This is a genomic window from Gemmatimonadaceae bacterium, from assembly GCA_020852815.1.
Taxonomy (GTDB): Bacteria; Gemmatimonadota; Gemmatimonadetes; order Gemmatimonadales; family Gemmatimonadaceae; genus SCN-70-22.
Genome location: JADZAN010000023.1, coordinates 94,400 through 116,492, shown reverse-complemented (window position 1 = coordinate 116,492; position 22,093 = coordinate 94,400). Strand labels below are relative to the sequence as shown.

The window sequence follows — 22,093 nt, the reverse complement described above, 5'->3', positions numbered from 1 at the left end:
GCTGCGCGGTGCCCAGCGCTCGCATGCGAGGTTGTGCCATCCTGCGGATGACGGAGCGTGTGATGGCGCCGGTGCCGGCAGGGGCGGAGAGACTGGCGCCGAGACTGGCGCCGAGACTGGCGCCTGCATTCGCGCCGAGACTTCTGCCGGCGCTGGCGCTGCCGCTGGTGCTGTTGCTGTTGCTGGCGCTGGTCGTCGTGGCGTGCGGCGGGACGCGGGATGCGCAGCGGGGTAGTGGCAGTCGGGAGATGGCCGCTCCCCCCGCGCCGCTCGCCGTATTCGCCGCGGGCTCCCTGTCGCGCCCGCTGCGCGCCGCGCTTGACACCTTTCGCGCGCGCACCGGCACCCCCTACACACTGGAAACAGCGGGGAGCCTGGAGCTGGCGCGGCGCCTGGTCGACCTCGGCAAGCACGCCGACGTCGTGGCGCTGGCCGACGAGGAGGTCTTTCCGCGCCTCCTCATGCCGTCGCACGTGTCCTGGTACGCCCGCTTTGCCCGCAACCGCCTCGTGCTTGCCTACACGGCAAATGCGCCCGGGGCCGACGAGGCGATGCGAGGCGACTGGCGCCGCGTGCTGCAGCGCCCGGGGCTCGACATCGGGCGCTCCGATCCCGACCTGGACCCGGCCGGCTATCGCACGCTGATGCTCTTTCAGCTGGCGGAGCGCCACTACAGGGAACCAGGGCTGGCGCGCCGCCTCGTGGCAGCGGCGCCGCGCCGGAACGTGCGCCCCAAATCGGCGGAGTTGGTGGCGCTCCTGCAGGCCAACGAGCTGGACTACGCCTGGATGTACGAATCGTCGGCACGCGGGGCGCGCCTCCCCTTCATCGCCCTCCCCCCCGACGTCGACCTCGGCGATGAGGCGCTGGCCGCGACGTACGCCACGGCGCGGGTGCGCGTGTTGGGAAGCGCGGTGGGCGACACGCTCGCGCTCGAGGGGATGCCGATCCGCTACGGGCTCGCAATACCAAACGACGCCGAGCATCCGCAGGCGGGGGCCGAGTTCGTGAGGTTCCTCTTTTCAGGCGAGGGGAAGCGGGTGCTTCGCGCCGAGTACCTGGATGCGCTCGACGCACCGCTCGTGGTCGGCACGGGGAGCCCGCCCTTCCTCGATTCGCTGCGCGCCGGCGGTGCGAGGGGCGACTCGGCCAGGAGCCGCTGACCCCCTGGCTGACCTCCTGTGGGATGGTGAGTAACTTGCGACACCGGCGCGCGATGCGCCGATGCCGACGAGTTACCATGCAGGAGAGGATGGTCGATGCCGCAGGTTCCGTTCAAACAGCTTCCAGACGACGCGCGCCTGTGGATCTTTGGCGCCAGTGACGCCACGACGCGCGGCGCGCTGACGGGCGATGCCAGCGAGGCATTGCTGCGACTCGTGGACGACTACCTGGCCGGTTGGCAGGCGCACGGCGAGCCGCTCATGAGCGCGCGCGACTGGCGCGAGGGGCGCTTTCTGGCAATTGGCGTGGACCAGCGCGCGGCCGGCGCCTCCGGTTGTTCCATAGATGCGCTCTATCGCTCGCTGGAGCAATTGGAGCGTGCGCTGGGGGCGTCGTTGCTGGCCGGCGGGCGCATCTTCTATCGAGATGCCGCCGGCCAGGTGCAATGCGTGGACCGTGCAACGTACGTCGCACGCGTACGCGATGGCGTCGTTGGCGCCGACACCGCTGTCTTCGACACAACGATCACCAATGCCGGGGAGTACCGGGCGCGCTTCGAGCGTCCGGCGTCGTCGTCCTGGCATGCACGGCTCGCGTGACGCGATCCAGGCTACGCCATCCAGCGATCGCGATGCTCGGCGACGAAGTCGTCGTCGTGTAGCTCGGGGTACGCGGTGGCGACGCGGTCGAGCTCCGCCGATTGCCCGGGGGAGAGCGCCTCTGCCGGGTCCAGGCACCAGGTGCCGTCCAGCAGGCGCTGGCGTCGCAGCACTTCATGGATGCCGGGAATGCAGCCGGCAAACTGGTGCGTCACGTCGAAGAGTGCGCCGTTGGCGTCGGTAAGCGCGACACCGTGCGCCAGCCAGCGGCGATAGGCATCGGCGTTGCCGCCAGCGGACGGGTCCACGCTCGTGGCGCTGCGCGTGCGTAGTCTCGCGAGCTCGGCCAGCATCGCCACGGCGCGGTGCGTCCAGACCGCCCACTGCCCCAGCAACCCGCCCACGATGTGGCGCGTGACGCGCTGCTCGCCACGCGCGAGGGTGAAGGGCGTGAGGAGGTCAGCAACGATGTTGTCGTCGTTCCCCGTGTACAGCGCCACGTCGTCGCGCCCGGCGTCGACCACGGCGCGCACCACGTCCAGTGTCTGGTACCGGTTGAATGGCGCGATCTTGATGGCGACGACGTCCGGCAGTTCGGCAAAGTCGCGCCAGAAGCGGTAGTCGAGGCGTCGCCCCCCAACCGCGGGCTGCAGGTAGAACCCGATGAGGGGGAGGACCTCGCCCACGGCGCGGCAGTGTGCCAGGAGCTGCTCGTGCGTTGCCCCGTCATGGCCGGCCAGCGAGAGGAGCACGGCGTCATAGCCCAGGTCGCGCGCCAGCGTGGCCTCGCGCACGGCCTGGTCGCGCCCCCCCACCGCGCCGGCAATGAGGGTGAACCCCCGGGGCGAGCGGGCCAACCACTCGTGCGCGCTCTCCGCGCCTAACGACAGGACGTCGTGCAGCATGCCATGCTGCCGGATGGCGAACTGCGTGGTGTGCACGCCCACCGCCATTCCCCCGGCGCCGGCGTCCACGTAGTAGCGCGTGAGCGCGCGCTGCCGCCGGTGGTCCAGCCGGCGCTGGGCCGTGAGCGCCAGCGGGTGCGCCGGAATCACCTGGCCGGCCAGGAGGTGCGCGCGGAGCGAGGTCATGCGCCGGGGAACGGTGTGGCAATCGGTGGCTGCATCGTCAGAACGCGCCGTCGCGCCGTTCGAACCTGGTCGGCTTGCCCAACGTGCGCCCGCCGGTTTGCAGCCAACCGGCCACCCAGCCAACGAGCGTCGATTCATCGGTCGTTGCCGGGCCGAACAGGGCGCGGGCGCGCGACGTGTCGCTCAGGAGGGCGTCCGCCCCCTCCGAGCCGACGAAGCGCGGGACGCGCCCCAACAGTTCGCCCAGACGCAGCGCGACGTCGCGCACCGCGAGGCGGGCACTTCCCGTGACGTTGATCGCGAGCGGCGGCGCGCTGGCGTGGGGGAGCGCGCGGATCGCCATCGCATTCGCGTCCCCCTGCCAGATGCAGTTGACGAAGCCCATCGACACGTCGACCGGCGTCCCGTCCTGGATGCGCCGCGCCAGGTCGACCAGGACGCCGTAGCGCAGGTCGACCGCGTAGTTGAGGCGAACGATGGCGACGCGAGTCCCCCAGCGCGCCGCCGCGTCCTCGAAGACGCGTTCACGCCCCACGCACGACGCCGCGTATTCCCCCACCGGCGCCAGCGCGTCCCCTTCTCGCGAGCCGCGCCCGGTGACGGGCGTGAGCGCGTAGACGTTGCCGGTGGAGAACGCAACGATGCGCGACTCGCGATAGCGTCGCGCGGCGTAGGCGGGGAGCACCGTGTTGGTCATCCACGTCAGGGACGGGGCCTCCTGCGTCCCGAACTTCTGACCTGCCATGTAGATGACGTTGGGCGCGTCGGGGAGCGCGGCGTGAGCCTCCGCGTCGAGAAGATCGGCGCGCACCACGTTCACCCCCATCACCGACAGTCGCTCGGCGTCGCGCGCACCCGCCTCGCCCCCCCATCGCGAAATCGCGTGGATGCGTCGCCCGCGCCCCTCCGCGTCGGCCGCGCGACGCAGCATCGCCGAGAGCGAGGGCCCCATCTTCCCCCCCGCTCCCACCACCGCCACGTCCCCGGGGCATTCGCTGAGCGCCGCCAGGACCTCGGCCGACGGGCGGCTGAGGCGCTCCTCCAGCTCGCGTTCCGAGCGGGGAGCGTCAGCGGCGAGGGCGGCGAGCGTTGCGTCGCTCATGAGGCGGATGGCGGGTCCGTCGCGGTTGGAGGCGTGGGCGCCGCGGGCGTGACGGGCGAAGACGGCGCGGGCGTGGAGGCCGACGGCGCGGGCGGCGCGGTGGCGACGGGACCGGTCGGGTTCAGCGTCCCGTCCCACGCGATCTGCTTGTGCGAGGCGTCGCAGAATGGCTTTCGCCTGGAGGCGCCGCAGCGACACAGGGAGACCCCCTTGCCAGGGGGAATCGGAATCTCGTTTCCGGTGTGGTCGAGCAGCTTGAGCTGGGCCGCGTCTTCAGGGGCTATGAACAGCGAGGCGTTCTCGCGGACCCGGATCGTGAAGGGGGGCATGCGAAGCGGTGAAAGGGATACGGAGGGTTTTGGCCGACTTCGAACTGGCGGATTTTGACGGAGCAGGTGCTGGTCGAGGGGCGAATGGACCGTGCAGCGCTCTGGCGTGCGTGCGCGTTAGCGAGGTGCATCTTCTTCCTTAATTTTTCATGACCGGAGTGGTACACTGTGCGCTCCGGTCGCCACGTCTTCCGTGACACCTTCTCGAACGCTCACCGCGCACGCCATGCTCCCTCGCCCGTCAGTTCCGGCAACGTTGCTCGTCGCAAGTCTACTCGCCATGCCCGTTGCCGCGCAGCAGGCCAGGCCGGCCAGGCGCGACTCCACCGCTTCCGATAGCGCCCTCACGCGACTTGCGCCGATGACGATCACGGCGCGCGGCCGAGGGACGTCGACGCTCCAGGTCCCGCTCGCGATCACGGTTGTGGGCCAGGAGAAGCTGCGCCAGGTGCGCGGCTACGGGCTGGATGAGGCGCTGTCTGCCGTGCCCGGGGTGCTCGCGCAATCGCGCTACGGCAACTCCGACGTGCGCATCGTGATCCGCGGTTTTGGCGCGCGCGGGGCGGGCGATCGTTCCAACGCGGGCACCTCGCGCGGCATCCGCGTCCTGCTCGACGGTTTTCCCGAGACGGAGCCCGATGGGCGCACCTCGTTCGACGATATCGACCTCGGCATCGCCGAACGCATCGAGGTGGTGCGCTCCAACGCCTCGTCGCTGTGGGGGAATGCAGCTGGCGGAGTGGTCGCGGTCTCGACGGCCCCAACCTTCGAGCAGCAGGCCATGGAGGTGGAGGGGGCGCTGGGGTCGTACGGCTACAACCGGACCATTCTGCGCACGGGGACGCGTGTCGGCGACGGGCGCATCTTCGGATCGTTTGCCAACACGAACTTCGATGGCTACCGGGCGAATAGCGGGAGCCGTCGTTCGCTTCTCAATCTGGGCTTCACGTCCACACCGGGCGGCGCGACCGACGTGAGCGTCTTCGCGGTGGCGACCAACAACGCGTTCAACATCCCCGGCCCGCTGACGCGGGCACTGGCCGAGGCGACACCGGACGCGGCCAACGCGACCTACCTGGCGCGCCGCGAGCGCCGCTACAATCGTTTAGGGCGACTGGGGGCAGCGGTGACGCATCGTCTGGGAGAGAACAACGACCTGGGTGGGATGGTCTACGTGAACCCCAAGTACCTGCAGCGTTCGGAGCGCGGGACCTTCCGCGACTTCACGCGCTACCACACCGGGGCCAACGTCTCCTTCCAGAATCGTGCGACGCTCTCGCCAACGGTGAAGCAGCGCTTCGTGGCGGGGAGCGACGTGGCGTACCAGGACGGCGCGATCCTCTTCTACGGCCTCACCGCGCAGGGGACGCGAGCCACCGACCTGCGCGACAACAAGCGTGAGGGCGCGGCCAACTTTGGCGCCTACGTCACCGAGGAACTCGACCTGGGTGAGCAGTGGACCGCCTCCATCGGCGCGCGGTACGACAAGATCCACTACATCGCGCGCTCGTTCATCACCCCCAAGCTCGACGATGAGCGCAGCTTTGCCCGCGTGACGCCGAAGCTCGGGCTCACCTGGCGTCGCTCGGCCATGCACACGTTCTATGCGAACGTGGGCGGCGGCGTCGAGGCGCCGGCCGGGAACGAAACCGACCCCGCCTCGACCTTCGGGCAGGACACCATCTCGGGAATCAATCCGCTGCTCGACCCCATTCGCTCGACCACGTTCGAGGTGGGGACCAAGCAGATCGTGGCGCAGGGGACCGGCTTCTTCCGCGAGTTGTCGTACGACATTGCCGCGTACCAGACGAACGTGACGAACGAGATTGTCCCGTACCGCGGTGGCCGCTTCTACTTCACGGCGGGCGAGGCGCGGCGGCGCGGACTGGAACTGGGCGTGAGTGCGCGTGCAGCTGGCGGCTTCCTGCTCGAGACCGGGCTCACCTTCGCCAACAACACGTACCAGAAGTACGAGGTGGACTCGGTCCACTACAACAAGGCGCTGGCCGGGCACATTGCCGACTACTCGGGGAACAAGATCGTCGGCATCCCCGACGTGTTCGGCTCGGTGACGCTGGGGCTGTCGCCCGCGGCGTGGCAGGGGTTCGCGGTGCGCGTCGGGGCGCAGGGCTTCGGGAAGTACTATGCGGATGACGCCAACGTGGTCACCGTTCCGGGGTATGCGATCCTCAATGCGACCTTCTCGCTCGACCGCCCCGTCTCGCTCGGTGGCGGTGTGGGGGTGCGCGGCTTCCTGGCCATCAACAACCTGGGCGACCGTTCGTACCTTGCCTCGGCGTTCCTCAACCCCGACGTGGTGAACAACGTCCCGGTGGCCTTCGAGCCGGGGTTGCGACGCAACGTCGTGGTGTCGTTCGCGCTGGTGCGCACGCGCTAGCGCTGCTCAGGGTGCGCCGGCGCCCATTCATGAGTAGGCTTCCGGTGTCGTCGGGCGGTCGCTCCACACGGGGCGACCGCCCGCTCACACTCCCCCACCGAGTGTCCCATGCCCCTGTTCGCCTCGATTCCCAACGTTCGCGTCCTGTCGCGCAAGCTGCACCGCTGGGGCGCCGTGGCGGTCGCGATCCCGTTCCTCGTCGTCATCGCCTCCGGGCTCCTGTTGCAGCTGAAGAAGCAATGGGGCTGGGTGCAGCCGACGGAGCACAGGGGGAGTGGGGCGGTGCCGAGCGTGGAGTTCCCGCGCATCCTGGAAATTGCGCGAGCCGTGCCGCAGGCCGGGATCACGGGGTGGGGCGACATTGACCGCGTCGACGTGCGCCCCGGGAAGGGGATCATGAAGATCACCAGCAACTCGCGCTGGGAGATCCAGGTCGACTCGGAGAGCGGCGCCGTGCTGCACAGCGCCTACCGGCGCTCCGACCTGCTCGAGTCGCTGCACGACGGGTCGTGGTTCCACGAGCAGGCCAAGGTGTGGATCTTCTTCCCGTCGGGCGTTGTCGTCTTCGCGTTGTGGCTGACGGGGCTCTACCTGTGGCTGCTCCCCTACCTCACGCGCCGCAAGCGCTCGACGCTCGCCGCCGGCGGGGGCGGGGCGAGCGTCGCGGGTCGTGGCGCGGCCGGAGGCGGCGCGGCCGGAGGCGGCGCGGCCGCGGTGGGCGCGACTAGAAGAAGTACTTCCTGATCCCCGTGGCGTCGCGGCGGCGCATGCGCCAGAAGACGAGGAAGCCGCTCACCGTGAGCGCCGCCAGCGCCAGCCCCCACCCCATCGCGAAGACCAGCCCGCCGTCGCCGAATGCCTCGCCGGAGTGCAGGCGATAGACGAACGGCTTGTCGGCGTACGCCTCGGCCGACACCAAGGCGCCGCTCGTCGCGTTGACGACGAACTTCCGGTCCTCGCCGCCCCCTGGCTTCCCGGTGAAGACGGTGACGGTGGGGGCGTCGCCCTTGAACTGCAGCTCGATCTTGTCGATGGGGGCGTGGCCACCCTGCGCGGCGACGGTCGTGAGCGCCTTCTGCACGGCGTCGCTCCACGCGTTAGGCGGCGAGTCGGTGGTCACCGGGCTCACGAGGTCACGCGTGCGCTCGCGCAGCGCCTCGTCCTCGCCAAAGAACTCGGTTCCGGCCACGACCACGCCGGTGAGTGACGCCCAGAGGAGGAAGAGCGAGGCGGGGAAGGCGATCCAGCGATGCCAGCGGCGCCAGAACTGCGGATTCATGTCCCGTGCGGTGATGTGTGGACGTGGGGTGGGCGGCGATGCGTGGGGCGCACGAACTCAGGCGCGCAGTTCGTCGGGGCGCCATGCGGTGACGGCCTGCTTGATGGCCTTGGCGTCGACAAGCTCGCCCGCGCGCACGCGGCGGAACAGGGCGGGGAGCTCGGCGTCGGACGCGAAGCGCAGCGCGACGAACTGGCGCCGCGACAGCTTCCCGATGTCGCCGTGTTCCCCGGGCGGAAGAAGGCGTTGCAGCCGCAACGTCTCCTCGAGGCGAATCATCCGGTCCTGCACGGTGAGCGCCTGCACTCGCGCGAGTGAAATCCCGAGCAGGATGGCGACGGCGACGACCACGCCCCACCAGGCGGCGGCACTCGGCTCGCGAATCGCTGTGCGCACGGTGAGCCCGAGGTTGATGATGAGGAGCGGCGCCACCACGAAGTGATAGGGGACCAGCCACCGCGTGTGGTTGGCATAGGACTGTGCCATGGTCGGTCGAGGGGTTGGCGTGAGGAGTGGTGGTGGAGCGGGACGTGCGCGTTAGGCAGTGGTGCCCGCGTCGCGAGCGTCGCGCGCGTGGCGCTTGAGGCGGGCGATGATCGCCTCCAGCCCCACCTCGCGCGTCCCCAGCCCGATGCTCGCCATCACCGTGCGCACGAAGTCGGGCGGGATGGCCAGCGTCGTGGCCGGAGGCTCGCCGTTCACGGCGCCAAGGACGATGGCCAGGAAGGCGGCGACCGTCGGCGACTGGCGGGCGTTGATGTCGGCGAAGAAATGAAGCCTGCCATCGTCCACCTCGGAGAAGAGGCGAAGCGGCGTCTGGCACTCGGGCACGGTATATCCGTCGTCGGGGAGCGCGGCGAAGCGTTCCGGGAGCGGCTCCAGCTTGCGCGCGTACGAGACCAACGCCGCCATCTTCTCCTCACGCCCGAGCGACGCGAAGCGGCGCAGGACCTGTTCGAGCCGCGGCGGCACGGCCGGCGATGGTGACGTCATGAAGGGAAGCCTAACCGTTGGCGCAAGGACTGGAACCAGCGTGTGCAACCGCAGATTCTACCGGGCACGGGGACTGTGCCGGTGTACCATGCGGGTACACGACATCTTCCTTCGCATCAAACTCTGACCAATCGAAACCATGCCAACTCGTCATGCATCGGCGACCTGGGAAGGCGGCCTTCGCGGTGGCAAGGGGACCTTCGCCGGCGAATCGGGGACCATCGGTGGGAAGTTCGACTTCGTGAAGCGTTTCGGCGACGAGCAAGGGTCCAACCCCGAGGAGTTGCTCGCCGCCGCCGAGGCCGCGTGCTTCAGCATGGCACTGAGCGGAAAGCTCGAGGCCAACGGAACGCCGGCGCAGAAGATCGAGACCAACGCCGCCTGTACCGTCGAGAAGGTCGGCGATGCCTTCGCCGTCACCACGATGGCGCTCACCGTGCGCGTGGCTGCGGCCGGGATCGACAACGACACGTTCCAGGCCCTCGCCGCCGCCACCAAGGACAGCTGTCCGATCTCCAAGGCCATCAAGGGGAACGTCAACATCACGCTCGACGCGAAGCTCGCCTGACGCCGCGCCCGCTCGCGACGGGTTGCACGTCGCGGGCGGGCTACCGGCGCACCAGGTCGTTGAAGAGCCCGGTCACGCCAAGCGAGAGCCCCACCCGTCGAACATCGCGCGTCTGGATCGATTCGACCTCGAGCGTGAGGGCGCGACGGCCGCTCCCCCCCACGCCCACGCGCACGCCGACCGCCTCCCGCAACCCGAAGTTGTTGGTGTTGTATCTCGTGTCGATCGTGACCGAGCCGAAACTACTGGAGAGCACGTGGACCCCGAGGCCGGCGGCGATGTACGGGGAGACCCGCGCCGTGGGCGAGACGGGGTGTACGGCGAGCGAGAGGTGCGCCGACAGATCGCGAAAGACATCGCGGTAGCTCTTCCCCTCGGCGAGCACGTACTCGCTGTGCGGGAGCGAGAGGAGGTACTGCACGTCGGCCAGAAGGCGCACGCGGCGGCTGCGGAGGTGACCGAAGTCGACGCGAGTCGCTACCTGCCAGGCGTGGAAGCCGTTCTCCACGCTCGCCCACCCGGCGCTCGCGGACACGGCGCCAATGGCGTCGAGCCCGACATTGGTGCGTGCCGGCGGTTGGAGCGTGTCGCCCTGGGCGCCGGCGCGCCAGGGAGCCGCGAGCAGCACGACGCCGGCGAGCAGCGTTGCGGCGAGGCGTTTGGGGCGCAGCACGGAGGCGAGCGGACCGCGGGCGGGCATGCCGGGTAAGGTAGCCGCAAGGTGGCGCGCGGGCAGGACGTGACGCGGTGCGCGTGGCGGCGGTCCAAGAGAGGGGGACGTGCTGCGCGAACAGTGGCGGTGGTCCCCTGCGTAAGTTGGTGGCACCTATGAGGAGATGATGGCGATCGGCGTTCGGATTCGCGTGCGTCCGGCCCTGCTGGCTGGAGTCGCAGCGCTCGCGCTTGGCGCGGGGGGCTGGGGCTACGCGCGTTTCCAGGCGCGCCATCATCGCCCCCGCGTGGCGCGCGAGTTCACCCTTGGTGCGCGCTGGGCCGACTCGGTGGAGCGCCTTCTCGCCGTGCAGTCGCCGGCGGAGATGAAGACGGGGGATGTAACCGCGGCGCTGTACCTGGAGCGCCTTCGCCTGGGGATCGGGAGCCCGTTCCGGCTGGTGGAGTATGCTTCCCGCGATCCCTTCCTCTCCGTCGAGGGGCGCGACCGACTGGCCGAGGCGATCCTTGCGCGCACCAGCGTTGGCTCGGCGTACGTCACGCCGCAGGAAGCGCTCGATCTCGTGGCGCCGCGTCCTTCGCCCAACACTGGTCGGGCGCACCGGCAGTTCATGGAGTCGGTGACCGAGGCGGCGGCGTCGCCTCGCGCCGCAGAGTTGGCGTTGCGCCTGGCGTACACGGTTGGCACGGCGTCGGGGGTGGTGTCGCATCGTGCGTCCGCGGTCGCGCTGGGCGCGATTGCGCAGGCGCGCGACCGTGCCCTGGCAATGCGCGACGTCGCGGCGCTGCTGCGCGAGGCGCGCCGCGTGGAGATCGATCCGGTCGAACTCGTGTCGACGTGGCGTGCGCAACGCCGCTTTGCCGTGGAGAAGCCGCTGGCCGACCCGCCGTCGCCCGCCGACGAGGAGGCAGCCGTGCGCCTGCTCCCGCGCCTGGTCGCGCAGCTTTCCTCGCTGGAGGCGATGCCGCTCGCCTCGGCAACGTCGCGGTCGCTTGGTGGGGCGGCTGGGGCGGCGGCTGCCGAGGTCGTGGCGCGGCGCCACGCACCGCCGCAGGCGCCGGTCACGGTCACCATGGGGGGCTACGGATCGTTTGTATCGGGGGCGTTGGGGACGGCGGAGTCGCAGCGCGCGCGCGCGCAGTTCGTGGCGCGCACGCGCAACGAGGAATCGATGGCCGCCGAGCTGGCGCGCCTTCGCGCCGTTGCCGGCCCGTCGAGTGAGGCGGCCCTGGCGGTGTTGAGCGCGTCGGTCGCGATGCGCGCCTATGCGCAGGAGCGCCCATGGTTCCCCGGTGACGCAGGGCCGGACGCGCTCGCGGTGCGCAACCGACTGGGGCTGGCGTCGCTGGAGTTCGATCGCGACGTCCCGGCGTCGTGGCGCCCGTACTACACGCGCATGCTGGACGACGTGGTGTCGGACCTCACGACGGTCTTTCCAGCGCTCGACCTGCGCGGCCTCAACGTGCGCTTTGGCGACTCGCCGCTGGCCGACCGGGCGCTGGCGCTGCACGATCCGGGGACGCGCACCGCGTACTTCCCGCTTGCCACCAGCGCCGGTGCAATGGCGCACGAGCTGGCGCACGACCTGGACTGGCAGGCTGCGCGCCGCGCATACGGCGTTCGCGGCGGGTATCGCACCGATCGATCGGTGCGGCAGTACGCCGATCGCTTCTCGCTCACCGCCAGGAAGTTGGCGAGTGCAGCCCGTCCTCGGCGCGAGATGCTCTCGTCTTCGGTGCAGGCCGATCGCCCCACCGAGGCGTTTGCGCGCGGTGTGGATTGGTTCGTCGCGGCCTCGCTCGCGCACCTCGGGCGCGTGAACGGATACCTGTCGTCGGTGCAGGACGGCGTGATCACGGGGTACGCCTCGGCGGCGCCGCCGCGTGGCGGGACGGTGGATGGCGACGTGACGCTCGACGCCCTGCGCGAGATGACGCTCGTGGCGCCGCGGATCTTCTCCTGGTACGACGAGACGTATGGCAGCGCTCGTGAGGCTCGGGTGAGCGACATCGTGCGGCGGACACTGGTGGCGCCGCTGAGCCGCGTGGACCTGCGTTACGGGACGGCGGGGGGTGGCGACGCGTTCAGCGGCACGCTCACCGCGCTACGCGCGTCGACCGATGTGGCGGCGGGGTGGCGCTGTCTCCTCGAGCCCTTCTCGCGCGACGTGCGCGAGGAGGGGACGGTGCCGTCGGCGATGGCGATTGCCGCGGAGGCGCGCTCGCGCGGGTTGGTGCAGCGGTGGGGCGAATACGCGAGCGCGCACCCGGCGGCGTCGGCGCGCGTCCGTGCGTTAGGGGGCGGGCCGTGGCAACCGGCCATTCGCGACTCGGTGATGCGTGAGGTGCGCGACGCCATCCTGTGGCGCGCGGCGCGCCCGGACGACGGGCGCGCCGGCATCGAGCTCTCGGAGCGCGCCGAGCGCCGCGCCGCCTGGGATCGCTGCGCAGCCGGCCGTTAGGCAATCACTCGGCCTTTAGGCTGTCACTCGGCCTTTAGGCTGTCGCTCGGCCGTTGGGCCGTCACTCGGCCGTTAGGCTGTCACCCGGCCGCGGCCTCGCCGCCGGCCTGCGAAAGCCCGGGGACCGCCGAACCGTCGGCCGACACGTGGATGACCGTCCGTGTGGGGAAGGCGAACTGGATCCCCGCCGCCTCGAACTCGCGCAGCAGTGCGAGGTTCACCACCTGCTGCGTGTTCATGTAGGCGAGGTAGTCGCTCGTGGTCATGAAGTAGACCACCTCGAACTCGAGCGACGAGTCCATGAAGCGGGCAAAGTGCGCGCGGTCGAAGCGCGCTGACGGTGCCGCCTCGATAATCGCCTCGATCATCGACGGGACACGCTCCACGAGGTCAGGGGGCGTGTCGTAGGTGATCCCGATGTTGAACACGATGCGGCGCTGCTCCATGCGCTTGAGGTTGCGCACGCGCGCCTTGAGCAGGTCGGCATTGGAGAAGATGATCTGCTCGCCGTTGACCGAGCGGACCCGCGTCGTCTTGAGGCCGATGTTCTCGACGGTCCCCACCGCGGTGTCGACGGCGATCGTGTCGCCTACATCGAAGGGCTTGTCGAGGACAATGGAGAGCGCGGCGAAGACGTCGCCGAGGATGTTCTGCACCGCGAGCGCGACGGCGATGCCTCCCACGCCGAGCCCGGTAATGAGCGCGGTGATGTCGAAGTCCCAGACGTTCTTGAGCGCGAGGAGCGCGACGACCGACCACAGGAGGCCGCGGGCCAGGACGCCGATGGCCTTGAGTGTGGCCGAGGTGGACTGCTCGTCACCCGAGCGGGAGCGCGACCACTTGCGCAGCCAGAAGGCGATGATGCCGTTTCCCCAAACGCCCAACTGCAGGAGGACGGCGATGGCGGTAAGGTCACTCAGCGCCTCGCGGGCGGCGGCGGGGAGCGAGAGCGCGGGGGCGCCTGCGCGCACGGCCAGCGCCAGGACGAAGTAGGCGCGCGTGCGCCCCAGGAGGTCGGAGGCGACGTCGTCGAGTTCGGTCGCCGTGCGAGCGGCGAGGGCGGCGAGCCGGCGCCCCACCACAACCTTGAGGAGGTAGAGGAAGAGCCAGGCCGCGAGCGCGATCGTCGCCGCGGTGAGCCAGGCGTCGAGCGGGTTGCCAAGGAACTGGCGATCGAGTCGATCCAGCAATTGTGGCATTGGCGAGGAATGTAAAGCGCAGCCGCTAGGAGAATGCGTGCTGCGAATCCGCGTGGCGAAGCGGTGTGACGAAGTGGTGTGGCGAAGTGGTGCGAGGCGACGCGGTGCAGCCCGGGCGGTGTGCCGCGGCGGTGGTTTCGTTTACACCGTCAGAAGATACGATCGATGGATCGTGCGAGTGAACGTCGGCGAACAATGTTCATCGTTCGCGCGCAATGAAACGTACTGTGCGCAATCGTCGCGACGGCGAACCGCTCGTCATCGCCGGCGTGCCTTCCGTCCCGATCGGGAGAAAAACGGTCAGGTACCGATTGACCGGCGCACGTCGGTCGACGATTGTATCCAATCTTCCATGCACGTGCGTGTGCCGAACCCGGCTGGCCCGCCCCCGCCTCGCCAATCGCACGCGCCCATACGTCGTGGCAGAGTTGAACTGTTCGCACCTTTTCCGCACCGGAGGCCTCCATGCACAGTTCTCGTTCTCCTGGCGTGCTGCGCGCCCGCACATGGCTTGTTGCCATCGCAGCAGTACTCACCCCTGCCCTCGCCGCTGCCCAAGGAACCGGCGCCGTGGCGGGGACCGTCACCGATCGCTCCACGGGGCTCCCCATTTCGGGGGCGCGCGTGCAGGTAGTTGGTGAAGCGACGCTTGGCGCCAACACCGATGCGTCGGGACGCTACTCGTTCCGCGGCGTCCCCGTGGGGCAGCGCACGGTGCGCGTGACGCGCATCGGCTATCGCCCCGAGGCGCAGGCGGCTGCAATCGCCGAGAACGACACGGCGCGCGTGAACTTCGTGCTGTCGGCGTCGGCCGTCGAACTGCAGCAGGTCGTCGTGACGGGGACGGGCGGTGCGGTGGAGAAGCGCCAGGTGGGGGCGTCGATTGGTGAGGTCGACGTCTCGAAGCTCGCCGAGCAGATCGCGATTCCCGACGTGGGACGCATGCTCTCGTCCAAGGTGTCCGGGCTCCGCGCCACGACGGTTGGCGGCGGCGTGGGGAGCGGACAGGACATCCGCATTCGCGGCACGGCGTCGTTCTCGCTCAGCCAGCGCCCCGTCGTGTACGTGGACGGCGTGCGCGTGGACGGGCGTGCGACGGAGTGGTTTGGCGGCGGCGCCTGCTGCTCGTTTGGCGGGGGCGCCTCGACCGATCGTCTGGGAGACATCAATCCCAACGACATCGATCGCGTCGAAGTGCTCAAGGGCGCGGCGGCCGCCACGCTCTACGGCTCCGAAGCGACCAACGGCGTCATCCAGATCTTCACCAAGCGTGGGCGCGGCACCGAGCAGCGGACGCAGTGGAATCTGGGGCTGGGCACTGGCTACCAGGAGCTGCGCCACAACCTGCCGACGACGACGTTCCCGCGCTTCAAGGGACCGGATGGGACGCAGGCGCTGGACGCGAACGAGACGATGATCGAGAAGGGGCCGTACAACGGCATCGACCTCAGCGCGCAGGGCGGGACGCAGCGTTCGACGTACTACACCTCGACGCAGATCTCGAAGGAAGTGGGGTCGATCCAGCCGAACGACCAGCTCAAGGGGTCGCTCCGCCTCAACCTGACCTTCGTGCCGAGCGACAAGTGGACCGTCGAGACGCGCTCGACGTACGCCCGCGACCGCATCAACGAGATTCAGGCGGGGAACAACTGGACCGCCTTGTTAGGCAACGCCATCAACGGCAACCCGCGCACGGCATCGGCCACGCGCCAGTATGGCGAAGCATGGGTACCGGTGAAGGACATCAAGACGATGAAGACGCAGTCCGACGTTGATCGCTGGACTGGCGGGCTCACGCTCAGCAACTCCATCCGCCCCAACCTGACGCATCGCTTCATCGTCGGCATCGACGCGGTGAACGATCACAAGAGCCGCTTCTTCCCGTATGCCGGCGCCTTTGGCCCGGCGGGAGTGACCAACGGCCAGGCCAACCTGGGAATCCGCAACTACAAGACGTACACGGTGGACTACCTCGCCCAGTGGCAGCAGAAGCTGCCGTGGGGGATCGAGTCGAACCTGTCGGCCGGCGGCCAGGGCTTCTGGGACATCGAGAGCCTGCTGCAGTCGGTTGGCAACTCGTTCCCGGGCCCCGGGGTGAGCTCCATCTCGTCGGCCGCCACGACGCAGGCGGCGGAGAACTACACCAAGACCGTCAACCTGGGCTTCCTGGCGCAGGATCGCTTCTCGATCAAGGACCAGTTGTTCATGACCGTCGGCATCCGCATCGACGGCAACAGCGCGTTCGGCAAGAACTACGGCTACAAGAAGTACCCCAAGTTCGACGTCTCGTATGACATGTCCAAGGGCGGCTACCTGCCCAAGTGGATTACCGCGGCGCGCGTGCGCGCGGCGTATGGCCAGGCCGGCAAGATGCCGGGGCCGTTCGACTCGTTCACGTCGTATGCGTCCACGCCGGTCTTCACGTCGAGCTCGGGCATCGTCCCGCTCAACCCGGGGAATGCAGACCTGCGCCCGGAGAAGTCGACCGAGACCGAGTTCGGCTTCGAGGTCGGGTTGCTCAACGATCGTCTCGGCATCGAGGCGTCGCGCTACAGCCAGACGACGAACGACGCCATCGTGCCGAAGCTCAACCCGCCCTCGGGTGGCTTCACCACGGCCAAGAGCGTGAACATCGGCGAGATCCAGAACAAGGGGTGGGAAGCGTCGGTGAACTACGTGGTCGTGCAGACCGCGAAGTTCGACTGGACCACCGGCGTCCGCGCCGACGGCGTCAAGAACGAGATCACCGACCTGGGTGGCGTGAACCTGGGGAACAACAACTTCCGCCTGGGCTACCCGATTGGCGGCGTGTGGGATCGCAAGCCGACGGGCTTCTCGGTCAAGACGACGGGGACCGACCCGACGTTAGGCGATTGCACCAAGCTCTCCTACGGCTGCCCGACGACGACGCGTTCGGACACCGTGGTGTACTTCGGCCCGGGGCTCCCGACGAGCAACTTCTCGTGGACCAACAGCCTGCGCTGGCGCCAGTTCACGCTGTACGGGCTGCTGTCGGTGGAGCGTGGCGCCTGGTTCGGCAACGGCGACCGTGCGTACCGCATTCGCCAGGGCGGGTCGGACGAATACCTGGGCGCGCTCGACGCGAGCGGCAACCGCACGTTCAAGGCGGACTCCATCGCGCAGTGGGCGTCGATCCTGAACTACGTCGACAAGCGTGACAACGTGCGCCTGCGCGAGCTGTCGCTGGCGTGGAACGTGCCGACCTCGCTCTCCGGGCGCTTCGGCATGGGGCAGACGTCGTTCACGCTGTCGGGGCAGAACGTGTGGTGGTGGGACGATTGCAACTGCGTCGACCCGAACATGAACTGGGCGGGCGCCAGCTCGTTCACGTTCAACAGCGGCTTCCTCATGCAGCCGGCGCCGCGCGTGTTCCGGTTGCAGCTGCGGACTCGCTTCTAGCCGACACCCACCCATACTTGCGAGCACATTCACATGACTACGCATAGAAGGCAGGCTGGCACCGTTCGCCTCGCGTCGGTCGCGGGGACGGCGGCGCTGCTGCTGTCCGGGGTGGCCTGCAGTGGCGCCCTCGACGTCCCGAACCCGCAGGCGTTCGGCGACGACGCCCTGAACAACAGCATCATCATCAAGACCGTTACCGACGGCGCCGAAGGCGTCCTCATGCTCGCGTACGACGACATGATCGTCATGACCGAGCTATTGAGCGACGACGTGGAGTCGACGTCGACGTGGATCGACTGGGAAGACATTTCCGAAGGACGTATCCGGCACGACTGGGCCACCAATGGGTCGTTCTCCGACGCGCAGAACCAGCTCCTGCGGGCGCGTTTCGCGGCGCAGAGCGCGGCGACGCGCGTGGGGACGGTCCTTGGTGCGGCGGCGCAAACCTCGCCGCTGCGCGCCCAGGCGCTCCTCACCGATGCCATGGCCGACATGCTGATGGCCGGTGCGTATTGCGAGTCGCCGCTGACCGCGAACGCGGCGCGCTCGCCGGATACCGAGGTGTGGAAGCAGGCGATCACGAAGTTCACGGCCGGGCTGCAGGCGGCGCAGGCCATCCAGGGCGATGCCACGGCGCAGGCCAAGTGGACCAACGTGGCGTATGCCGGGCGTGCACGCGCCAACCTGATGGCGGGGAACTACGCGGCGGCCAAGACCGATGCGCAGAACGTCGCCGCCGGGTTCGTCTACAACGCGATCTACGCCGAAGGGGCGGCCAGCACGCAGTCGTGGACCGGGAACCAGTTCCACCAGAACCGCAACCGGTCCGGGGGGCTGCGCCGCATGTACCACTCGCGCGTGCACGTCATCGACTCCACGACGACGGGCGAGGCGTACCTGCGCGACTGGTTCGATCCCACCAAGGATGACAAGCGCATGGCGGTGACGCGGCGCGCCGGTCAGCTGGGCGTCAACAACCGCTTCGCGTACTTCGGCATCACGAAGCACTCCGACCGCGGCGCGCCGATCCGCATGCTCTCGAAGGTCGAGGCAACGCTGATCGAAGCCGAGGTGGCGTACCGGAACAACGACTACGCGACCGAAGCCAGCATCCTCAACTCGCTGCGCACGCGCACGGGGGTTGGTCTCCCGCCCATCACGACGCCGACGACCGCCACGGCGGCTCGTGACGCGCTGCTCAACGAGCGCCAGGCGGAGTTGTGGGTCGAAGGGCACCGCATGCAGGACCTGTATCGCTTCGGGGTGGTGAAGGACTACCTCGGCGCAGCGCGCGCGACCAAGCTGCCGCTCTCGCGCACCGAGATCCTCAACAACACGAGCATGAAGGATGGCGAGGGGACCTGCCCCTCGGTCACGCAGTAACGCAGCACCTCGGGCACGATTCGCGGGGGCGGACCGGTTCCCGGTTCGCCCCCGCAGTCGTCGGGACCACTCGCGCGACCATCGCTGTCATGACGCCTGTTTCCTTGATGCACGCGGCACTTTCACGCCGTGATTTTCTCTCGACGTTGGGCACGACGGGGGCGGGGCTCGTTCTCGCGAGCGCCGGCGTGGGCGCGTGCGGGGGGGGCGGGGGGGGCGGAAGCATCGTGGACCCGCCGGACACCCCGACCGGAAGCATCACCGGCACAGTGACCAACCAGGCCGGCGTGGTGCAGCCCAATATCGGGACGCTCATCCTGATGAACGACCACGGGCGGCAGACCGGGACGCGCGTCTCGCCGGACGCCAACGGCAAGTTCTTGATCACGCAACTCACTCCGGGCGACTACCAGCTTCGATTCAACGCGCCGGGGGTGGCGTTCGTACCCGAACCGTATCCGCATCCGATCCGCTGCACCGTGCAGGGCGGGAAGGCGACCGATGTTCCGGTGCGCATCCAGTTGGGCAACTACAACCAGAACCTCGTCGAGATCTACATCGGCGACGGTTTCTTCCAGCTCCAGCCCGACGGGACGGAGAACGGCGAGGCGGTGGTGAGGCTGGGGGCGAACGTGTGCTGGTACAACGTCGACACCGTGGTGCATACGGTGACGGGTGGGCCGTGGGGGGACTCGGGCGACCTGCAGAAGGCGCAGGCCTACCTGTGGCCCGCCACGCAACTGGGACTCTTTTCGTACCGCTGCAAGTACCACGACTCGCAGGAGAAGGCGCTCCTGCGCGTGGTGCCGTAAGGCTCCGCTGCTCACGGCGGCGTCGCCCGCGCGCCATCCCCACGCGCGAGGTCTCCGCCCTTCCTTCTCCAGATCGAGACATGACCAGGCACGTTCTCGCCAGGCCCATCTTCCGCGGAGCGCTTCCCGGACTCGCCGGGGTGCTCATCGCCGCGGTCCCGCTGCAGGCGCAGGTGACCTACTCGCGCGCCGAGCAGCTGCTCAACTGGAACACCGACCGCCTCGTGAGTGGCGATCAGGTGCAACCGCAGTGGTTCAAGGATGGGAACCGCTTCTGGTACCGCAACAAGACGGCGACGGGGGCGGAATTCGTCCTCATCGACCCCGTCAGCAACGCGCGGCGCCTCCTGTTCGACCACGTGAAGCTCGCGCAGGCGATGACGGCGGCGTCGGACACGGCGTTCGACGGCAACAAGCTCCCGTTTGCCACCTTCAGGTTCGGCAACGACGGCGACAACGAGAGCGAGATCGAGTTCAACGCGGTGCGCAAGCGCTTCACCTGCAACATCTCGACCTACAAGTGCGTGGCAGGCGACACCTTGCCGAGCGAAGTCCCCTTCGTGGCATCGCCGGACAAGAAGCTCGAGGCCTTCATCTCCAACCACAACCTGTGGGTGCGCAACCGCGCCACCCGCAAGGACTCGGTGCAGCTGACGACTGACGGCGTGGTGTACAACAGCTATGGCATCACCATGCCGCGCCCGAGCCAGCTCCAGCGCCCCATGCCGCAGCGTCCGCAGCTGCGCTGGTCGCCCGACGGGGCCAAGATCGCCGTCATGCGCCAGGACGAGCGGTACGTGGAGCACATGCACTACATCTCCTACACGCCGCAGCGTCCCAAGCACTACTCGCAGCCGTATGCCCTGCCCGGTGACACGGCGGTGCCGTACCCGCGGATGCACATCGTGGACGTGGCGTCGAAGGCGAACGTGGTGGCGCAGCTCCCGGTGCGGCCCAACAACCTGTCGATCGGCGGCTCGGTGCGCGATTCGGCGTGGGCCGAGAACTCGCAGAAGGTGCACGTCTCGTGGCTGATGCGCGGGTCCAAGGCGGCGTACCTCGCCGAGGTGGATGCGTCCACCGGCGCCACGCGCGTGATTGCGCGCGACACCGGCAAGACGTATGTGGAGATCTCCAACCCGCAGGATCCGGGGTCGTTCTACGTCACGAAGGACCTCAAGGACGCCTTCTGGTGGTCCGAACGCGACGGCTGGGGGCACCTCTATCGCTTCGATGGCGCGGGGGTCGCGAGCGTTACCTCGACCGCCGGCAACGGCGGGATGTCGCTGGCGCCGGAGCCCAAGTCGCAGGTCACCTCGGGGGCGTGGCAGGTGGGGCAGATCTCGTACGTCGACGAGGTGGCGAAGCAGGTCTACTTCACCGCGCGCGGGCGTGACGGCTTCCTGTACTATCCCAAACTGTATCGTGCCGGCTACGACGGGCAGGGGCTCACGCTCGTCACGCCGGAGGACGGCTTCCACGTCGTCACGTTCAGCCCGAGCGGGAAGTACTTCGTCGACACGTACTCGCGCGTGGAGGCGCCGCCGGTGACCGTGCTGCGCAGCGCGGCGACGGGGGCGATCGTGCGCAAGCTGGAAGAGGGCGACGTGTCGCGCCTCAAGGCGATCGGCTGGCGGCCGGCGCAGGTGTTCAGCGTGAAGGCGCGCGATGGCGTGACCGACATCTACGGCCTGCTCTACCTCCCGCCCAACATTGACTCGACGAAGAAGTACCCGATCATCTCGCACATCTACCCGGGGCCGCAGGTGGGGTCGGTCGGGGCGTGGAACTTCAAGAATGGCGGTGAGCCGTTCGCGCTGGCCGAACTCGGCTTCGTCGTGATCCAGCTCGACCACCTGGGCACGCCGCTCCGCTCGAAGGTCTTCCACGACAACTACTACGGCTTCTTTGGCGACAACGGGCTCCCCGACCACATCACCGCCATCAAGCAGCTCGGCGCGAAGTACGGCTTCATCGACACCGACAAGGTTGGGATCTTCGGGCACTCGGGGGGTGGCTTTGCCTCCACCGATGCCATGCTGCGCTATCCCGACTTCTTCAAGGTCGCGGTGTCGGGGGCCGGCAACCACGACAATCGCAGCTACAACATCTACTGGGCCGAGAAGTACCAGGGGCTCATGAAGAAGGACACGCTGCGCAAGACCGACAACTTCGAGGGTTCCGCCAACAAGTCGATGGCGAAGAACCTGAAGGGGAAGCTGATGGTGATGCACGGCGACATGGACGACAACGTGCACCCGGCCAACACCGTGCAGCTGGTGGACGAGTTGATCAAGGCCAACAAGTCGTTCGACATGGTCTGGGCGCCGAACCGCAATCACGGGCTCAACGAGCCGTACTTCATTCGCCGTCGCTGGGACTACTTCGTCCAGAACCTCCTGGGGCTCACGCCGCCGGACAACTACGAGATCAAGCAGCCGGATGATCCGTGGAGCCGCGGCCAGGGGGGACAAGGTCCGTCGTGGGATGATTACGACGACGGCTTCCCGTATTGGAAGCCGTTCTATATCAGTTGGTAGAGGACGAGAAGACGAGAAGACGAGAGACGAGACAGGGGCCCCCGGGGAGCGATTGCTGTCCGGGGGTTGCTGTTCGCGT

General features: G+C 68.7%; 18 protein-coding genes. 10 read left to right on the top strand and 8 right to left on the bottom strand.

What is annotated here, in order from left to right:
• Positions 1-23: 23 nt before the first annotated feature.
• Together IT359_13215 and IT359_13210 are read left to right on the top strand one after the other, a co-directional pair.
• Positions 24-1,163 carry an extracellular solute-binding protein gene (locus tag IT359_13215; protein MCC6929935.1) on the top strand — a complete coding sequence of 380 codons (1,140 nt, stop codon included), beginning with the start codon at positions 24-26 and terminating at the stop codon, positions 1,161-1,163.
• A 96-nt stretch (positions 1,164-1,259) separates the two neighbouring features.
• On the top strand, positions 1,260-1,763 hold the full coding sequence (locus tag IT359_13210; protein ID MCC6929934.1) for a hypothetical protein: 504 nt from the start codon (positions 1,260-1,262) through the stop codon (positions 1,761-1,763).
• 11 nt (positions 1,764-1,774) lie between these two features.
• Here IT359_13210 and IT359_13205 read toward each other — a convergent pair whose 3' ends face one another.
• The 3 genes from IT359_13205 to IT359_13195 are packed head-to-tail and all read right to left on the bottom strand — an operon-like array spanning position 1,775 to position 4,285.
• Positions 1,775-2,854 carry a dihydrodipicolinate synthase family protein gene (locus tag IT359_13205; GenBank protein MCC6929933.1) on the bottom strand — a complete coding sequence of 360 codons (1,080 nt, stop codon included), beginning with the start codon at positions 2,852-2,854 and terminating at the stop codon, positions 1,775-1,777.
• 37 nt (positions 2,855-2,891) lie between these two features.
• A complete protein-coding gene (locus IT359_13200; protein MCC6929932.1) occupies positions 2,892-3,956 on the bottom strand; it encodes an NAD(P)-dependent oxidoreductase in 1,065 nt (354 codons plus the stop codon).
• Entirely contained in the window at positions 3,953-4,285 is a 333-nt protein-coding gene (locus tag IT359_13195; protein ID MCC6929931.1) for a CDGSH iron-sulfur domain-containing protein, read from the bottom strand. The genes IT359_13200 and IT359_13195 overlap by 4 nt, the downstream gene beginning before the upstream one ends.
• Before the next feature lie 280 nt (positions 4,286-4,565).
• Here IT359_13195 and IT359_13190 point away from each other — a divergent pair, with 280 nt between their 5' ends.
• Positions 4,566-6,683, top strand: a complete 2,118-nt coding sequence (locus IT359_13190; GenBank protein ID MCC6929930.1) for a TonB-dependent receptor — start codon at positions 4,566-4,568, stop codon at positions 6,681-6,683.
• Positions 6,684-6,809: 126 nt separating this feature from the next.
• On the top strand, positions 6,810-7,427 hold the full coding sequence (locus IT359_13185; protein ID MCC6929929.1) for a PepSY domain-containing protein: 618 nt from the start codon (positions 6,810-6,812) through the stop codon (positions 7,425-7,427).
• On the opposite strand, the gene IT359_13180 is transcribed toward IT359_13185, so the two are convergent.
• The 3 genes from IT359_13180 to IT359_13170 are packed head-to-tail and all read right to left on the bottom strand — an operon-like array spanning position 7,408 to position 8,955.
• Positions 7,408-7,962, bottom strand: coding sequence for a PepSY domain-containing protein (locus tag IT359_13180; protein ID MCC6929928.1), 555 nt, complete (start codon positions 7,960-7,962; stop codon positions 7,408-7,410). The two genes, IT359_13185 and IT359_13180, sit on opposite strands and share 20 nt — an antisense overlap.
• A 57-nt stretch (positions 7,963-8,019) precedes the next feature.
• Positions 8,020-8,448: a hypothetical protein gene (locus IT359_13175; GenBank protein ID MCC6929927.1), complete on the bottom strand. Its 429-nt coding sequence runs from the start codon at positions 8,446-8,448 to the stop codon at positions 8,020-8,022.
• 51 nt (positions 8,449-8,499) lie between these two features.
• A complete protein-coding gene (locus IT359_13170; GenBank protein MCC6929926.1) occupies positions 8,500-8,955 on the bottom strand; it encodes a SufE family protein in 456 nt (151 codons plus the stop codon).
• A gap of 139 nt (positions 8,956-9,094) precedes the next feature.
• Here IT359_13170 and IT359_13165 point away from each other — a divergent pair, with 139 nt between their 5' ends.
• A complete protein-coding gene (locus IT359_13165) occupies positions 9,095-9,523 on the top strand; it encodes an OsmC family peroxiredoxin (GenBank protein MCC6929925.1) in 429 nt (142 codons plus the stop codon).
• A gap of 40 nt (positions 9,524-9,563) precedes the next feature.
• On the opposite strand, the gene IT359_13160 is transcribed toward IT359_13165, so the two are convergent.
• Positions 9,564-10,223 carry a hypothetical protein gene (locus IT359_13160; protein MCC6929924.1) on the bottom strand — a complete coding sequence of 220 codons (660 nt, stop codon included), beginning with the start codon at positions 10,221-10,223 and terminating at the stop codon, positions 9,564-9,566.
• A 139-nt stretch (positions 10,224-10,362) separates the two neighbouring features.
• On the opposite strand from IT359_13160, the gene IT359_13155 reads away from it, so the two are divergent.
• Entirely contained in the window at positions 10,363-12,657 is a 2,295-nt protein-coding gene (locus IT359_13155; GenBank protein ID MCC6929923.1) for a hypothetical protein, read from the top strand.
• Positions 12,658-12,737: 80 nt separating this feature from the next.
• On the opposite strand, the gene IT359_13150 is transcribed toward IT359_13155, so the two are convergent.
• The gene (locus IT359_13150; protein MCC6929922.1) at positions 12,738-13,856 is read right to left on the bottom strand and encodes a mechanosensitive ion channel family protein; all 1,119 of its coding nucleotides are present in this window, start codon (positions 13,854-13,856) and stop codon (positions 12,738-12,740) included.
• Positions 13,857-14,321: 465 nt separating this feature from the next.
• On the opposite strand from IT359_13150, the gene IT359_13145 reads away from it, so the two are divergent.
• The 4 genes from IT359_13145 (at position 14,322) to IT359_13130 (ending at position 22,014) form a co-directional block, all read left to right on the top strand.
• Positions 14,322-17,276 carry a TonB-dependent receptor gene (locus IT359_13145; protein MCC6929921.1) on the top strand — a complete coding sequence of 985 codons (2,955 nt, stop codon included), beginning with the start codon at positions 14,322-14,324 and terminating at the stop codon, positions 17,274-17,276.
• Positions 17,277-17,309: 33 nt separating this feature from the next.
• Positions 17,310-18,662 (top strand): RagB/SusD family nutrient uptake outer membrane protein, encoded by a 1,353-nt coding sequence (locus IT359_13140; GenBank protein MCC6929920.1) that lies wholly within the window; start codon positions 17,310-17,312, stop codon positions 18,660-18,662.
• An 89-nt stretch (positions 18,663-18,751) separates the two neighbouring features.
• On the top strand, positions 18,752-19,474 hold the full coding sequence (locus tag IT359_13135; protein MCC6929919.1) for a carboxypeptidase regulatory-like domain-containing protein: 723 nt from the start codon (positions 18,752-18,754) through the stop codon (positions 19,472-19,474).
• An 80-nt stretch (positions 19,475-19,554) separates the two neighbouring features.
• Positions 19,555-22,014, top strand: coding sequence for a DPP IV N-terminal domain-containing protein (locus IT359_13130; GenBank protein MCC6929918.1), 2,460 nt, complete (start codon positions 19,555-19,557; stop codon positions 22,012-22,014).
• Positions 22,015-22,093 lie beyond the last annotated feature (79 nt).

Coding starts and splice junctions, on each gene's coding strand:
- IT359_13200 (MCC6929932.1), bottom strand. CDS start 3,956: ATGAGCGACGCAACGCTCGCCGCCCTCGCCGCTGACGCTCCCCGCTCG.
- IT359_13180 (MCC6929928.1), bottom strand. CDS start 7,962: ATGAATCCGCAGTTCTGGCGCCGCTGGCATCGCTGGATCGCCTTCCCC.
- IT359_13155 (MCC6929923.1), top strand. CDS start 10,363: ATGGCGATCGGCGTTCGGATTCGCGTGCGTCCGGCCCTGCTGGCTGGA.
- IT359_13145 (MCC6929921.1), top strand. CDS start 14,322: ATGCACAGTTCTCGTTCTCCTGGCGTGCTGCGCGCCCGCACATGGCTT.
- IT359_13140 (MCC6929920.1), top strand. CDS start 17,310: ATGACTACGCATAGAAGGCAGGCTGGCACCGTTCGCCTCGCGTCGGTC.
- IT359_13165 (MCC6929925.1), top strand. CDS start 9,095: ATGCCAACTCGTCATGCATCGGCGACCTGGGAAGGCGGCCTTCGCGGT.
- IT359_13135 (MCC6929919.1), top strand. CDS start 18,752: ATGACGCCTGTTTCCTTGATGCACGCGGCACTTTCACGCCGTGATTTT.
- IT359_13210 (MCC6929934.1), top strand. CDS start 1,260: ATGCCGCAGGTTCCGTTCAAACAGCTTCCAGACGACGCGCGCCTGTGG.
- IT359_13190 (MCC6929930.1), top strand. CDS start 4,566: ATGCCCGTTGCCGCGCAGCAGGCCAGGCCGGCCAGGCGCGACTCCACC.
- IT359_13175 (MCC6929927.1), bottom strand. CDS start 8,448: ATGGCACAGTCCTATGCCAACCACACGCGGTGGCTGGTCCCCTATCAC.
- IT359_13130 (MCC6929918.1), top strand. CDS start 19,555: ATGACCAGGCACGTTCTCGCCAGGCCCATCTTCCGCGGAGCGCTTCCC.
- IT359_13195 (MCC6929931.1), bottom strand. CDS start 4,285: ATGCCCCCCTTCACGATCCGGGTCCGCGAGAACGCCTCGCTGTTCATA.
- IT359_13205 (MCC6929933.1), bottom strand. CDS start 2,854: ATGACCTCGCTCCGCGCGCACCTCCTGGCCGGCCAGGTGATTCCGGCG.
- IT359_13215 (MCC6929935.1), top strand. CDS start 24: ATGCGAGGTTGTGCCATCCTGCGGATGACGGAGCGTGTGATGGCGCCG.
- IT359_13160 (MCC6929924.1), bottom strand. CDS start 10,223: ATGCCCGCCCGCGGTCCGCTCGCCTCCGTGCTGCGCCCCAAACGCCTC.
- IT359_13150 (MCC6929922.1), bottom strand. CDS start 13,856: ATGCCACAATTGCTGGATCGACTCGATCGCCAGTTCCTTGGCAACCCG.
- IT359_13170 (MCC6929926.1), bottom strand. CDS start 8,955: ATGACGTCACCATCGCCGGCCGTGCCGCCGCGGCTCGAACAGGTCCTG.